This is a genomic window from Kaistella faecalis (assembly GCF_019195395.1).
GTDB lineage: Bacteria > Bacteroidota > Bacteroidia > Flavobacteriales > Weeksellaceae > Kaistella > Kaistella faecalis.
This window is the reverse complement of record NZ_CP078067.1, coordinates 2,459,906-2,474,515: the sequence shown is the minus strand read 5'-3', so window position 1 is coordinate 2,474,515 and position 14,610 is coordinate 2,459,906. Positions and strand designations below refer to the sequence as shown.

Sequence of the window (14,610 nt, the reverse complement as noted above, 5' to 3'; positions counted from 1 at the left end):
AAGCTGCCCAAAAACTATGCGAACTGCGTAAAATAAACCAGCAGCACAATTCCAACGATAATCCGGTACCAGCCCCAGGGTTTGAAACCGTATTTCGTTAAAACGCCGATGAAAAATTTAATAGCAATAACTGCGACAACAAAGGCTACGACGTTTCCTACCAGAAAATACATCAGGTTATCGCCCTGCATGAGCATTTCATAACCTTTCTGTTCGATTCCTTTGTGATTCCAGTCTTTCAGGAAAATCGAATAAACCGTAACAGCTAACATTGTAGGAACAGCCAGGAAAAACGAAAATTCAGCAGCAGCTTTTCTGGTGAGTTTCTGCTGCATTCCTCCAATAATTGATGCGGCACTGCGGCTTGTCCCGGGCATCATGGCCAAACACTGCCAGAATCCGATGATTAATGCGCTTTTGTAAGAGACATCTTTCTCGTCATCAATGATATGAACTTTGAAGAGTTTGTCGATAAAAAGTAAAACGACTCCACCGACAATCAGCACAATCGCGATCGGCACGGGATCACCGAGAACGGCTTCAATTTTATCATCGAAGAGTTTACCAAGCGCCAAAGCCGGAATAACTGCCACGGCAAGTTTCAGATAAAAGCTGATATTTTTGAAATCGAAAAACTTTTTCCAGTACAGAAAAACAACCGCCAGAATGGCCCCAAACTGAATGGAAACCTGAAACATCTTCACAAATTCATCTTCCTGAATGCCGAAGATTGAACTGGTAAAAATCATGTGTGCAGTTGAAGAAACCGGCAGATATTCGGTTAAACCCTCGATAATTGCAATAAGAATTGCTCTTAATAAATCCATGAATAGGTAAACTTTTAATTAAAAAAACTTTGTCAAAGTCTACAAAAAAAGCTTTGACAAAGTCTGATATTTATTGTTGTAAATATTATTTGTTTCTTTTCAAAATGGCATACACTTCTACCGCGAAACCTGCGACAACCAATAAAGGTGCGATCCGGATTCTTCGGATCGAAAAAATGCCGTCGTTCCAGGAATTGGGATCGTATTTCCCATCAACTGTATTTGCGTCCGCTCCCATCATTAAAAGGAACCCCACTACAATTAAAGCCAAACCTATGAGCATTAATTTATAATTCTGCGGACCGAAATAGAAACTGTTTTCCTGCGGAAGTTCTGCCTCTTTCTTACCAAAATCGGCTGCTGAAAAATTTTTATTTTTTTTGCTCATTTTTTAAGAATAGTATAAATCATCAACATTTGAACGGAGGAATCTCCATGTCGCAAAAATGGTACTTAAAACCGTGATTAAAACTCCAAGAAGGAAAATACCGGCAACAAGAATAATAAGTTGGTTATTATCCTGTGCGAAAGGTGTTCCGATCTGAGTAATGAAATAATACCACGCGGCGAAAAGTACAGCTAAACCAAGCAAAGCTCCAATGACACCAAGAATCACGGCTTCTTTAATGAAAGGTTTTAAAATAAAGCGCCGTTTTGCACCTACAAGCTGCATCGTTTTGATGATAAAACGTTTAGAAAAAATCTTGAGGCGTATCGAGTTATTAATGAGAACTACAGCCAAGATCAGGAAGAGGATAGAGAATCCTAAAATCCATTTCAGGATATTGTTGAGATTATTGTAAACTTCGACCATCAGCGTGCTGTTGTTCTTCACATCTACAATTCCGGGAGTCGCTTTTATCTGTTTAATGGCTTCTTCGATTCTTACCGGATCTACATATTCGGGTTTCAGGGCAATTTCGACAGACGAGGGAAAAATATTTTCTTCAAAAAGCGCACTGGATTCAATGCCCATACTTTTCTTAGCTTCTGATGCGGCCATCTCACGGGTAATATAGGTAGCACGTTTTACCGGTGTTAATGCCTGAATTTTCTTGAAGGTTTCTGCCTCCCTTTTCACGGTTTTCGCAGAATCCTTGGCATCGAAATTTTCATCAAAATATGCATTTACAACAAGTTGCTCCTTGATATAATCTGAATATTTCTGAGCATTAATCAATATCAATCCCATTAATCCCAACAAAAATAAAACCAGTGCTATACTCACGACAACCGTAATATTACTGGAGCGAAGGCGTCTTTTGTTAAAATCCTCAACTGTCTTTGCCATTAAATAAAAAATTTCTGCTAAAATAGAAAAAAACTTCCGTAATTTGCGGAGAATACAAGAAAATCGGTGTTAAAAAAAACATAAAAGAAAATCTTTTCAGCACCGCAATTCAACTTAAGAATATCGATTTTATGAGCGTAAGAGCGAAGAAACATTTAGGCCAACATTTCCTGACGGACGAAAATATTGCCAAAAATATTGTAGATGCACTGACTTTTGAAAATTACAGTAAGGTGCTTGAAGTGGGTCCGGGAATGGGCGTTCTTACCAAATATCTTCTGGATAAAAACGCTGAAATCTTCGTTGCTGAAATCGATTCGGAATCAATTGATTATCTGAAAAATCATTACCCGAAACTGCAAGAGCAGCATTTCACAGGCGATTTCCTTAAAATTGATGTTGCAAACGTATTTAATGATCAGGTCGCGGTGATCGGAAACTTTCCTTACAATATTTCGTCGCAGATCTTATTTAAAATCATTGATTTCTATAATCATGTACCGGAAATGGTCGGAATGTTTCAGAAAGAAGTTGCCGAAAGAACAGCTGCGGTTCCGCGGACTAAGGATTACGGAATCCTGTCGGTTCTGGTGCAGGCGCTGTATGATGTGAAATACCTTTTTACGGTTCACGAAAACGTTTTCAATCCGCCGCCAAAAGTGAAATCCGGCGTCATTAAACTCACAAGAAATCCAAAAGAAGGTTTGGCCGGAAACGAAGTTCTTTTTAAACAGATTGTAAAGGCAGGTTTTGGACAGAGAAGAAAAAAACTTTCCAATTCGCTGAAAGTTCTGAACATTCCTGAAGCGCTGCAAAATCACCCTTTCCTGGAAAAACGCGCAGAGGAACTGTCGGTTCAGGATTTTATTTCGTTCACGATTGAATGGAAAAACGCTTAATTTTCCGGCGTATTTTCATCAGCTGTAGCTTCATCCTCGCCTTTAAGGTCTTCCAGTTGCTGCTGAAGATTCGAAATCATTTCCCTTAAAGCTTTGATGTCGTTTTTGTTTGATGAAACGTTGCTTTTAAGCATGACATTTTTCGCACGCTCGTTGTGATCTTCATCGTCTTCGTCTTCGGCAATATCTTCAATATCTTCCTGAATATCATCAATATCCTCGCTGATTTCTTCGATATCTTCGCTGATTTCTTCAATGTCATCCTGAATCTCTTCAATATCCTCACGGATATCTTCGATATGTTCCTGACTTCTGTTCACCGACATCTGAATGAAAATGGCAAGATAAATAGCTTCCAAAGATAAAACGGTGGTTAAAACGAGCAGCATTTTATCAACGCTCACAATACCGAAAACCGGCAGCAGAAAAGCGGTTGCAAAGACAATTGAATGTACGATGAGTGAAGGAATTGAACCAATCCACCACATCACCCCATCGGTTACTTTTTCTAAAAGCTGAATTTTCTTTTCGCGTTCTTCCTTTCGTCCCATTTTCAAGAAGTTTGGGCAAATTTAGTTAAAAATCCCCTGATACGCCTAAGCCAAAAAGCGCGAAATCATATTTTGCAGGATCCGCGGAATCGAATTTCCTTATGGCCAAATCCAGTTCTTCCACTGTTTTCCAGTCGTTCTGTTTGCGCTGAATCAGGCTGAGTTTTCTTGAGATATTTCCGGTATGAACATCGAGCGGAATTGAAAGATTCTTCGGATCAATAGTTTCCCAAATCCCGAAATCAACACCTTTTCTGTCTTTACGCACCATCCAACGGAGAAACATCATAAGTCTTTTAGCAGATGAATTTTTATAAGTAGAACTCACGTGTTTGTGGCTCCGGTGCTGAACATCGCCAATAAAATTCTGCCTGAAACGTTCTAATGAATGGTAGAAGTTAGTTTCATTTCCATGAATTGAAAAAAGATTTTCAAGACTGTCATTATTGTGATAGGTTCTTTTCAGATTAAGAATGAACTCCCGGAAATCTTCGCCGTTAAACGTTCTGTGAATACTTCGGTTTTTTAAGCTTTCCAATTCTTTCACAGAAACATTCCGGATGAAATCATAAGGAGTTTGCTCCATAAATGCGAGCATCTTCTCCGCATCATTAATGATTGACTTCCGTGTACCCCAGGAAATAGTTGCCGTTAAAAAACCGGCGATTTCGATATCCTGTTTCAGCGAAAACCGGTGCGGGATCTGAACGGGGTCATTTTCAACAAACTCGGGAGCGTTATATAATTCGGCTTTTTCATCCAGAAAATTCTTTAATTCAGAAAAAGTCATTCTTATCCTATTTTAACTGGCTCCAGCGCTTTTGGAAGAAAGGTATTTGCAAAAACTTCACGCGCTTCGTCTGTAAATACATTCAAATCGTGATATCTGTTGGAAAAATGTCCGAGAATTAATTTCCCGACGTTCGCTTTTCTCGCAATTCTTGCAGCTTCCAACGCGGTCGTATGTCCAGTGTAATCAGCCATTTCTTTAAGTTCATGCAGAAAAGTAGCTTCGTGATATAGCACGTCCACATTTTCAATGATGGGCAGAATTGATTCAAGATAGCGGGTATCACTGCAAAATGCGTAGGACACAGACTTTGTAGGTTCAGTGGTCAGCACCTCATTTTTTAATAGATATCCGTCGCTTAAAACAAAATCTTTTCCCAGTTTTAAATTATGATAATCGCAGGTTTCGATTTCCGGATATTTTGAAATTTCCTGCATGTTTAGATGCCGTTCTTTCGGTTTCTCGCGGAAGAGATAACCATTGCAGTAAATCCTGTGATTAAGCGGTATGGTAAACACTTCGAGCCTGTTATCTTCAAATATTTTTACCGATTTTTTACTTTCGAGTTCATGATATATCAATTCAAAACCTTTATGTGTTTCTGTAATTCTAAAAATAGTTTCGAGCATTTCCTTAATGCCTTTCGGAGCGTAAATATGCAGCGGAGTTTCCCTTCCCAACAGCCTAAACGAGGCGATAAGCCCCGGTAAACCAAAACAGTGGTCACCATGCAGGTGCGAGATAAATATATGATTGATCTTAGAAAATCTCGCTTTTGCTTTGCGCAACTGAACCTGAGTTCCTTCGCCACAATCAATTAAGAAAGCGCGTTCCTCCATTTCCAGAAACTGTGCAGTTGGCGAGGAATTCACTGTAGGAATTGCCGAATTAAAGCCGAGAATGGTGAGAAAAGTACTCAAAACTGTGAAAGGGATTAATATTTAATATGAGCTGTAAAAGTTACAAATCTAATGAATATTTAGTGATTTTAAATAAAAACGAAATTCTAACAGTAAGGCGATTCATAACAAATCAATCTTCTGTGGTAGCTTAATCCCGCGATTTCCCGAAATAGAAATCCCGGAAAATAATTCCGGGATCTCCTATAATATAATTTGATTCTAAGATTTTCCTAACTTCTTGAACCGGAAATACGAAACCGCTGCAAGAGTAAGCATAAATGCAGTACCAATATAAACCCAAGCCGGAACCGGAACCGGATCACCTGCAGCATAAGAATGCAGGCCGCTCAAGTAATAATTTACTCCGAAATACGTCATTACAATCGTACTGATTGCGAATAGCGCTGCTACGTGGAAAGCCCATCTTCCTCTTAAACCGGGAACCAGACGCATGTGAAGAACAAACGCGTACACCATCACCGATATAAACGCCCAGGTTTCTTTAGGGTCCCAGCTCCAGTAACGGCCCCAGGATTCGTTTGCCCAAATCCCGCCTAAGAATGTACCCACCGTTAAAGCATAAAGCCCAATGGTGAGGGACATTTCGGATACAATGGTAAGTTCTTTAATAGTAGTATCACTGTGGATTTTGTACACGTTCTTATTAGTGAAAATATAAAACATGAGTACGATAATCGCGATCACCATAGAAAGGCCGAAGAATCCGTAACTCGCGGTAATAATGGCTACGTGAATAATCAGCCAATAGGATTTCAGTACTGGTACAAGCGGTGTAATCTGCGGATCAAGTGCTGAACCGCCATGTGCAAACCCCATCATAATCACCGCAACCATAAATCCGGCTGCCGGGATCAGTGCGTTAGAGTTTCTGTATAGCATCAAACCTGCTGTAATTCCGACCCAGGAGATGAAAATAATGGCTTCATAACCGTTACTCCAAGGTGCGTGACCGGAAATATACCATCTCGCAACCAAGCCTAAAAACTGGAAGAAGTAGCCCACTAGTCCTACTAATATAAGTGCTTTTATGGTTTTACTGAGGATTTTGCTTGGCCTGAATAATTCGATAAACCCTAATACCAATAGAAGACCACCAATTATGGTGTAGAAAATCAATAAATGAAAATTGATATTCACCCTGTTCATAAATACCTCAAGGTCAACTTTTGATTGGGATGGAACTACGTTTTTGCCCCAAGTCTGCTGGTATTGTGAAAGCTTCTGAAGTTCAGCATCTGCTTTACTCCAGTTTCCTGATTTTTGCGCTGCCATCACTTCAGAGAAATAGGGTCCCATTACTTTCTGGGATTCCATATCCGGTTCGAAATTCTGGTCCAGCCAGGAATGCCAGGTGTTGTTCGGATCATTCTGTACAGGAACAATTCTCATAAACTGTCCGCTGAAAAACTCATTAAATGCCTGAACACGGTCGTTTACATTAATTACTTCTTTATCATAATTCGACTGCTCGGCCGGTTTTTTTCGGAAAGCTTCCTGATAATCCTCTTCTAAAACATAATGTAGATTTCCCTGTGCATCTGCGGGGAACAAGGACATCAATGTGGTATAACCGTCTTCGTTTGCTTTTGTTTTCTTCTTGAGTTCGTCGCCGCCTTTTGTACCTACTTTAATGATAGGAACCATTGTCCAGCTTGCGGTATCGGTGTTAATTGATAAAAACCACTGGTTTGCCGTTAAGTGTTTACCGTCGGTTCCGCGGAATGCGTCTTTTTTGTAAAGTTTTCTTAAAACATCAAGTGCCTGAGTGTTCATTGGAACAATACGCCCTTCGTAATTCTGAACTAAAAGATAGGCGAATTTATCTGCATGTTCTTTACTAATCGTGTTTCTGGCAATAATTTCATCGGCCGTAATCGGGCGCGGCGATCTTAAAGCTAAAGAATTCTGCTGTTTTTTCGGAGCCGGATCTTCTAATAGTAAATCTGCATCACTACCGTGGTTATGTCCGTCGTTTGCGGAATGGGTGGTTTTCGCAGATCCATCTGTTCCGTGGGTATCAATTTTCTGCGCAGAAAGATTTAAACTCAACAGTAAAAGAATTACCATCGCTGTTCTTTTTCTGTTTACATCTTTCAACATTTTATTGAGTTTCCAGAAATGCGTTCCTTTCCAGAAGAAGATAATAAACATTCCGCCGAAGAGGAAGAAATATCCAATATAAGTAATTAGTGTTCCCCAGAAATCGTGGTTAACCGAAAGTACGGTTCCCTGTCTGTCCGGATCGAAACTTGCCTGGAAGAAACGGTATCCGCCATGATTCAAAACGTGGTTCATATAGATTTTGTAAGGCGTCTGTTTGCCGCCGTCAATAATCTGAACGTGGCTTTCATAGGCGCTTGGTGATGAACTTCCCGGATAAGTTTCCATAACGAAATCATCTAATTTCAGGGAGAACGGCGTAGTATAAACTTTCGGTCCGAAACCAAGGATAATATTCATTCCATCCAATGAAATCTGTTTGAAAGCATTAGGATTTCCCTTTTCCACGGGTAAATCAACTGAAAGTTTTGTTTTCGGTCCCTGAACTTCAACGGTAAGCTGATCAGATACATCTTTGTCTTTTTTTCTGTCGCCCTCATAAGCGATCAGTTTTCCTTTCTTTAAACCTTCGGGTACAACCAACTTCAGATCGTTCACCGTGTAAAGACTTCTCAGAACCAAAGGCTGGTATTCATCTTTTTTGGTGGTTCCGGTTGCCTGCGTTGCCATAGTCATAAACTCAGCATCTACAGGGGTTTTAATCATCAAACTTCCGCTGGTATCGTTGAATTCCACGGCACCTTCGATCGCGCGGTTGAAAGTTACCAATGTTCCGTTAATTGATTTTGATTCTCCCGGTTTGATGTAAATATTTTCACGTCCCGACTGTCCGGTGGAAACCACATGCAGATATTCGGTTCCGGTGTTGCCGGCAATTAAACTGTCTTTTTTTCTCTGGATAAAATCGGTGGCTTTTACAGAAATCTGCTTGCCATGATAATCATAACTTGCTTTGAAATTCTTATGAAGCGGCGACATTAGATAAGGAACATCCTGATAGTTAAGGATATCGCCTTTCTCCTCAATCTGGATCTTAAAGAAATTTTTATCCGTAATCACTTCGTTGGAGGTTTCGCCTTCACGAATGTGCATAATCCCTTCATAGCTTATATATCTGGTAACTGCACCACCAATAAAAATAAGAATAAAGGAAAGGTGAAATACCAAAACCGGCCATTTTTCACGTTTCCAGAGTCTGTATCTTGAAATATTTCCGATGAAATTTAGGATCAGAAGCAGCATAACTCCTTCAAACCATTTGGCTTCATATATCAATGCTTTAGCTGTAGGAGTACCGTAATCGTTCTCGAGGAAGGTTGCGTAAGCCATGGCGAACGCGTAAACCAGCAGCAAAACCGCCATCGTACGGGTTGAAATTAGAATACTTTGGATTTTTTTCATTTTAAGAAACTATCAGATTTATAAAAGTTCAAATAGCTGCAAAAATACATTCTATAATTCGAAATAGCGAATCTGGAATATGTTTTTTGTCAGTTTTGAAAACTTTATGGTATAAAAAGCAGGTATGTTTTCAGGAAATTTTCTATGCGCTTACTGGTTGGTACTGTTGAGCATAGGCACAAATTTATAGGCTCCGAACTCTTCTTTTTCGAATTCCTTCTCCGATTTTTTTGTAAATCTCGTCAGAATCTGCTCGTCGGTTTTCCCAAGAGGAATCACCATCTTCCCTCCTACTTTCAGCTGATGAAGAAGTTCCGTAGGCAACGTTTCTGCACCGCAGGTGACCAAAATTTTATCGAACGGAGCAAAAGTCGGCAAACCGGCAAAACCATCTCCAAAACTCTGGAATTTCGGACGAAGATGGAGTTCGCGTAATTTTTTATGGGCAAAATCATGCAGGTCTTTTTGGCGTTCTACCGTGTAGACCCAGGCGTTCATAGCGACCAGAACAGCAGTCTGGTAACCGCTTCCTGTACCGATCTCGAGGACTTTTTCCTTATCGTTAAGTTCAAGAAGTTCTGTCTGTTCTGCGACAGTCGAGGGATGAGAAATCGTCTGTTTTGCAAGTATCGGGAAAGCGCGGTCTTCATAGGCATAATCTTCAAAAATACTTTCAAGAAAAAGATGTCGCGGAACATCATTCATTGCTTTCAACACATTTCCGTCGGTGATCCCAATTTTATCCCGAAGGTATTCTACTAAAATTTTTCGCTTTCCTTTATGTAAAAATGAATCCTGCATTGGACAAAAATACTGAATAGATTCGAGAAAACAGAACGCAGTTTTCAGATATCTGACATCTAATTATTATCTTTACCAAAATTTATTTTCTATGCTTAAAGCAGGTTTAGTTGGTGCCGGACATCTGGGCAAAATTCATTTAAGGTTATTGAATCAGTCGGAAAAATATGAACTCGTAGGTTTTCATGACGCTGACGCTGAAAACGGAAAAAAAATCGAAGCAGAGTTCGGTTATAAATATTTCGCGCGTTTTGAGGAACTGCTCCAGGAAATCGATATGCTCGATATCGTAACTCCTACGCTATATCATTATGATTATGCAATGAAAGCGATTGAAAACCACAAACATTTTTTCATCGAAAAACCCGTTACGCAAACCCTGAAACAGGCCGAAGAAATTTTATACAAATGCCGGGAATACGGAATTAAAGCTCAGGTTGGCCATGTTGAAAGATACAATCCTGCGTTTATAGGTTCCCGCGATTATATTCAGGATCCCATGTTTATTGAAATTCACCGTTTGGCAGAATTTAATCCCCGCGGAACTGATGTTTCTGTTGTGCTGGATTTGATGATTCATGATTTGGATATTCTTCTTTCTATTGTAAAATCTAAGGTTAAAAATATCCATGCTTCCGGTGTTGCCGTAGTTTCCAAATCTCCGGATATCTGCAACGCAAGAATTGAATTTGAGAACGGTTGTGTCGCGAATCTCACCACTTCCAGAATTTCAATGAAAGCAATGCGAAAGTCAAGATTTTTCCAGAAAGACGCATACATTTCTGTAGATTTTCTGGAGAAAAAAGCAGAAGTAATCCGCATGAAAGAAGCGCCGGAAAATCCTACAGATTTCGATATGATTATTGAAAATGCGGAAGGCGAAAGAAACCAGATTATTTTCGAATATCCTAATATTCAGCCTAATAATGCGATTTTAGATGAACTCGAAAGTTTTGCCGATGCGATAACCGAAAACAAAAATGTAGAAGTCTCTCTTGAAGACGGAACCGAAGCGCTGAAAGTAGCGCTGGAAATTGTAAAAATGATTTCGTAACCGGAAAATTTGGAAATGAAAAAGATCACCTTACTCTTTCTCTTAATTGCTACGTATAGCTTCTCGCAAAATTTAAAGAAAGAAATCCTTCAAATCACCAAAGGTAAAAACGCCACTGTAGCTGTTTCCGTACTCGATTTCGGGAATGACAAATCGGTGCACATCAACGGAAATAAAAAACTTCCGATGCTCAGTGTTTTCAAATTCCACATCGGTTTAGCGGTTTTAAATGAAGTTGACCACGGAAAACTAAGTCTTGACCAGAAGATTTTCATTAAAAAATCTGATCTATTAGAAAATACATGGAGTCCGATCCGGGAGAGATTTCCGGAAGGAAATATCGAAATGTCTTTAGGCGAACTCATAAAATATACGGTGGCAGAAAGCGATAACAATGGATGTGATATTCTGTTGCGATTAATTGGCGGAACCGAAACTGTTCAGAAATTCATCGACAGCAAAGGCATAAGAAATTTCACCATCAAAGTAGATGAGGAACAGATGCACAAAGGTTTCGAGTTTATGTACCTGAATGCTACTACCACAAATTCCGCAAATCAATTGCTGAAAGATTTTTTCAATAAAAAGATGATTTCGAAAACTTCCACGGATTTTCTCATGACTACGATGCTTGAAACTTCTACAGGAAAAAATAAAATCGTTGCCCAACTCCCGGAATCAATTCCTGTCGCCCACAAAACAGGCTCTTCCGGAAAAAATGAAAAAGGTTTAACTGCTGCTGAAAACGACATTGGAATTGTAACGCTTCCGGATGGAACACATTACGCCATCAGCATCTTCGTCTCCGACTCTATGGAAAGTGCCGAGACAAACACTAATATGATTGCTGATATTTCTAAAATAGTTTTTGATTATTTTAGCAAAAAATAGTTTTGATGAAGAAGATTTCCTCCTTATTCCTGCTTTTCTTTTCTCTTTTGATTTTCTCACAGAAAAAATGGGACCTCAGGTTTTATAACGAACTCGTCGGCACCGAATACCTAATTTATGCTGATAACAGCGAAGTTATGCCCATGTCGGCAAAGTTTAATTTTAAATTGACTAACCTGAAAACTTCGCTTTCTAATGACGAAATTATCGTAATTCCGGGAAATACAAAACGTTTTTTTGTCGCGAAAATAACTCCTGTAAATCCCCGCGAAGGCAACCAGTTTTCCTACACCAATACTTATAATTTCGGGAATGTGGTTCAGAAAGATTTTGAGGAAGATTATATTTATTCACTCCCATTCACAAAAGGAAAAACACATCTTATATTCCAGGGTTACAACGGAAAATTCTCGCATCAGAAAGATGCAGCGCTGGATTTCGACCTGAAAATCGGAGATCCCGTTTATGCCGCCCGGGAAGGAACTGTGGTTCTTACGGAAGATTCCAATCTTCAGGGATGCCCGAAAATTTCCTGCGCAAAATTCAACAATAAAGTCCTGATCATGCATAATGACGGAACGTTTGCCGATTATGCACATCTGAAATACAAGGGCGTTGCTGTAAAAAAAGGTGACGAAATTAAGAAAGGTCAGCTTATCGGTTACAGCGGAAACACAGGCTTTTCCAGCGGACCGCATCTGCATTTTTCAGTCTTCATCAACAGAATCGATGGATCTCGAACTTTTATCAAAACAAAATTTAAAACTTCACAGGGCGATGGAATCCTGCTGGAGGAAGGAAAATCTTACACTAAAAACGACTAAATAAAACAGGTTTCAGAACCTAAAAAATAAATTTTATGAAGAATATCGTAGTTATCGGCGCCGGCACAATGGGCAACGGAATCGCACACACTTTTGCACAAACAGGATTCAATGTAAACCTGGTTGATGTTTCAACTGAAGCACTTGAAAAAGGATTGAAAACCATCACTACAAACCTCGATAGAATTGTAGCGAAAGGTAATCTGACCGAAGAACAAAAAAACGAAACTTTAAATAATATTTCCACTTTCACACAACTTGAAGATGCTGCAAAAAATGCTGATCTGATCGTGGAGGCTGCCACTGAAAACATCGATCTGAAACTGAAAATCTTCCGCCAGATGGATGAACGGGCACCGGAAAACTGTATTCTTGCGACCAACACTTCTTCAATTTCCATCACAAAAATCGCGTCGGTAACCAACAGACCTGAAAAAGTAATCGGGATGCATTTTATGAATCCGGTTCCTATTATGAAACTCGTGGAAATAATCAAAGGCTACTCTACTTCGAAAGAAACTTTCGATGCAGTTTATGAAATGAGCAAAAATTTGGGCAAAGTTCCTGTTAAAGTCAACGATTATCCGGGATTTGTGGCGAACAGAATCCTGATGCCGATGATTAACGAATCGATTGAAACTTTGTACAATGGCGTTGCAGGTGTTGAAGAAATTGATACCGTAATGAAACTGGGAATGGCGCATCCGATGGGACCCCTTCAACTTGCAGATTTTATTGGCCTTGATGTTTGCCTGGCGATTTTGAATGTGATGTATGACGGTTTTAAAAATCCAAAATACGCTCCGAATCCACTTTTGGTGAATATGGTAACTGCAGGAAAACTAGGCGTAAAATCCGGTGAAGGATTCTATGATTATTCGGAAAGCAAAAAAGCAGAAAAAGTATCGAAAATGTTTTCGAAATAAATACAGGAGGCTTTTAAGAATAAAATAAATGCGGAGAAAACTGCTTGAGAACCGAATTCAGATTTTTTTGGTCATCGCAACTGTTGTGATGACCATTCTTCGTTTTCTTCTTAATGAAAAAGGAAGGACCAATCCCGATTCCATCCGTTTTATGCGGACTTCTAACGTTTTTCCGGTGATCGATAACACTACGACGCCACTCGGTTATCCGCTAAGTCTAAAATTTCTTACGATTTTCGGGTTTGATGAATTCTGGGCAAGCAAAACCATCGGACTTCTAGCGTATTTTTTCATTGTTTATTTCGCCTGGAAAAAACGGTTTTATCTGAAGGAAACCATTTTGGTTGGCGGACTTTTCAGTTTTGTTTCTATTTTTTCGTACACAATGAGCGAGTCGCTGATGCTTCCTTTCGTTTTTGTTTTTCTGTATGTGGCGAGACAGATTATCATCGGAGAAATAAAAGGAGTAAAAGCTTTTTTCTATCTCAGCACAATGCTCATCATTCTATACAATATCCGATATCCGGCGCTGTTCATCATCGGTGGAGTTCTGCTGTACGGTATTTTAAATTTCAAAAAGCATTACGGCAAAACCTTTATTTTTTCAGGACTTACCGGCCTTATTTTCGTGGTGCTTTACAAATTCCTTTTTATTGATTATTTTAATGAAACCTACGTCGAAAGGTTTTTAAATATAGGCCTTCATCCTACTTCAAAGCTTTTGGTAGAACTTTTCCAGGGAATGGCAACCACCTTCAATCCTTTTATTCACATCGCCAATCCTGCCGGCGGAATCATCAACTACGGAATTTACGGAATTGGTTTATTAAACATTGCATTCCTTTGCTTTCTCTTCATTAAAAACAAACTATCCGAAACCGAACAATTCCTAGTATTTATAGGAGTTATTGGAATTATCTGCTCTTACTTCGTGCAGTATTTTTATTCTGTAAATGCGATTGATTACAGGCTTATGGCTCCGTTTTCTTTTCCAATCTGGCTGGTTTATTTCAAGAAAATCTTCTCGGTTTTGGGGAAATTTACCTACGGAATTACGGTTTTAAGTTTAATGACCGGCTTTGTTTTCACTTGGCTATCGAGAGGAAATTATCTTGAAAATCGCCGTGAAATCACTCAATTTCTGAACTCTGAAAAGATGGAAGATATTCCGTTGAAATTCTACATGGAAAATGAAAAGGAACTGGATAAAATACAGATCGCTGAACTCATCAGCACCGTAAATCCCCGAGTTAATGTCACTTTCAAGGCAGAAGACACCTTAAAAAAGAACACCTTAACGCAATATAAAGTTTTGCAAAAAATAAAGATCGATACCAACCAATTTCAATAATTTTTACTATTTTTGAGAAG

At 39.3% G+C, this 14,610-nt stretch carries 14 protein-coding genes; 6 read left to right on the top strand and 8 right to left on the bottom strand.

All coding sequences use genetic code 11. From position 1 onward, the window contains the following. Nucleotides 1–14 precede the first annotated feature (14 nt). The 3 genes from KTV93_RS11615 to KTV93_RS11605 all read right to left on the bottom strand — a co-directional run bounded on the left by KTV93_RS11615 (nucleotide 15) and on the right by KTV93_RS11605 (nucleotide 2,118). Complete coding sequence (locus KTV93_RS11615; RefSeq protein ID WP_218249130.1) at nucleotides 15–827, bottom strand: undecaprenyl-diphosphate phosphatase; 813 nt, start codon at nucleotides 825–827, stop codon at nucleotides 15–17. An 85-nt stretch (nucleotides 828–912) separates the two neighbouring features. Then, nucleotides 913–1,215, bottom strand: coding sequence for a DUF3098 domain-containing protein (locus KTV93_RS11610; protein ID WP_218249129.1), 303 nt, complete (start codon nucleotides 1,213–1,215; stop codon nucleotides 913–915). 3 nt (nucleotides 1,216–1,218) lie between these two features. Beyond that, the gene (locus KTV93_RS11605; protein ID WP_218249128.1) at nucleotides 1,219–2,118 is read right to left on the bottom strand and encodes a cell division protein FtsX; all 900 of its coding nucleotides are present in this window, start codon (nucleotides 2,116–2,118) and stop codon (nucleotides 1,219–1,221) included. Nucleotides 2,119–2,249: 131 nt separating this feature from the next. On the opposite strand from KTV93_RS11605, the gene rsmA reads away from it, so the two are divergent. Beyond that, entirely contained in the window at nucleotides 2,250–3,017 is a 768-nt protein-coding gene (rsmA, locus tag KTV93_RS11600) for a 16S rRNA (adenine(1518)-N(6)/adenine(1519)-N(6))-dimethyltransferase RsmA (RefSeq protein ID WP_218249127.1), read from the top strand. Here the strand turns inward: rsmA and KTV93_RS11595 are convergent. From KTV93_RS11595 to KTV93_RS11575, 5 genes are all read right to left on the bottom strand, one after another. Beyond that, nucleotides 3,014–3,568: a DUF1003 domain-containing protein gene (locus tag KTV93_RS11595; protein ID WP_218249126.1), complete on the bottom strand. Its 555-nt coding sequence runs from the start codon at nucleotides 3,566–3,568 to the stop codon at nucleotides 3,014–3,016. The two genes, rsmA and KTV93_RS11595, sit on opposite strands and share 4 nt — an antisense overlap. A gap of 25 nt (nucleotides 3,569–3,593) precedes the next feature. Beyond that, on the bottom strand, nucleotides 3,594–4,358 hold the full coding sequence (locus tag KTV93_RS11590) for a TIGR02757 family protein (protein ID WP_218249125.1): 765 nt from the start codon (nucleotides 4,356–4,358) through the stop codon (nucleotides 3,594–3,596). A 2-nt stretch (nucleotides 4,359–4,360) separates the two neighbouring features. Next, entirely contained in the window at nucleotides 4,361–5,278 is a 918-nt protein-coding gene (locus tag KTV93_RS11585) for a ribonuclease Z (RefSeq protein WP_218249124.1), read from the bottom strand. 201 nt (nucleotides 5,279–5,479) lie between these two features. Beyond that, on the bottom strand, nucleotides 5,480–8,743 hold the full coding sequence (gene ccsB / locus KTV93_RS11580) for a c-type cytochrome biogenesis protein CcsB (RefSeq protein ID WP_218249123.1): 3,264 nt from the start codon (nucleotides 8,741–8,743) through the stop codon (nucleotides 5,480–5,482). A gap of 150 nt (nucleotides 8,744–8,893) precedes the next feature. Beyond that, on the bottom strand, nucleotides 8,894–9,544 hold the full coding sequence (locus tag KTV93_RS11575; protein WP_218249122.1) for a protein-L-isoaspartate(D-aspartate) O-methyltransferase: 651 nt from the start codon (nucleotides 9,542–9,544) through the stop codon (nucleotides 8,894–8,896). A 91-nt stretch (nucleotides 9,545–9,635) separates the two neighbouring features. Here KTV93_RS11575 and KTV93_RS11570 point away from each other — a divergent pair, with 91 nt between their 5' ends. Genes KTV93_RS11570 through KTV93_RS11550 form a run of 5 tightly spaced genes read left to right on the top strand, consistent with a single transcriptional unit; the run spans nucleotide 9,636 to nucleotide 14,590 of the window. Further along, nucleotides 9,636–10,598: a Gfo/Idh/MocA family protein gene (locus KTV93_RS11570; RefSeq protein ID WP_218249121.1), complete on the top strand. Its 963-nt coding sequence runs from the start codon at nucleotides 9,636–9,638 to the stop codon at nucleotides 10,596–10,598. A gap of 15 nt (nucleotides 10,599–10,613) precedes the next feature. Then, nucleotides 10,614–11,489 carry a class A beta-lactamase, subclass A2 gene (bla, locus tag KTV93_RS11565; RefSeq protein ID WP_218249120.1) on the top strand — a complete coding sequence of 292 codons (876 nt, stop codon included), beginning with the start codon at nucleotides 10,614–10,616 and terminating at the stop codon, nucleotides 11,487–11,489. A gap of 5 nt (nucleotides 11,490–11,494) precedes the next feature. Continuing rightward, nucleotides 11,495–12,313, top strand: a complete 819-nt coding sequence (locus KTV93_RS11560) for a M23 family metallopeptidase (protein ID WP_218249119.1) — start codon at nucleotides 11,495–11,497, stop codon at nucleotides 12,311–12,313. A 35-nt stretch (nucleotides 12,314–12,348) separates the two neighbouring features. After that, nucleotides 12,349–13,239 (top strand): 3-hydroxybutyryl-CoA dehydrogenase, encoded by an 891-nt coding sequence (locus KTV93_RS11555; RefSeq protein WP_218249118.1) that lies wholly within the window; start codon nucleotides 12,349–12,351, stop codon nucleotides 13,237–13,239. A gap of 28 nt (nucleotides 13,240–13,267) precedes the next feature. Next, complete coding sequence (locus tag KTV93_RS11550; RefSeq protein ID WP_218249117.1) at nucleotides 13,268–14,590, top strand: hypothetical protein; 1,323 nt, start codon at nucleotides 13,268–13,270, stop codon at nucleotides 14,588–14,590. Nucleotides 14,591–14,610 lie beyond the last annotated feature (20 nt).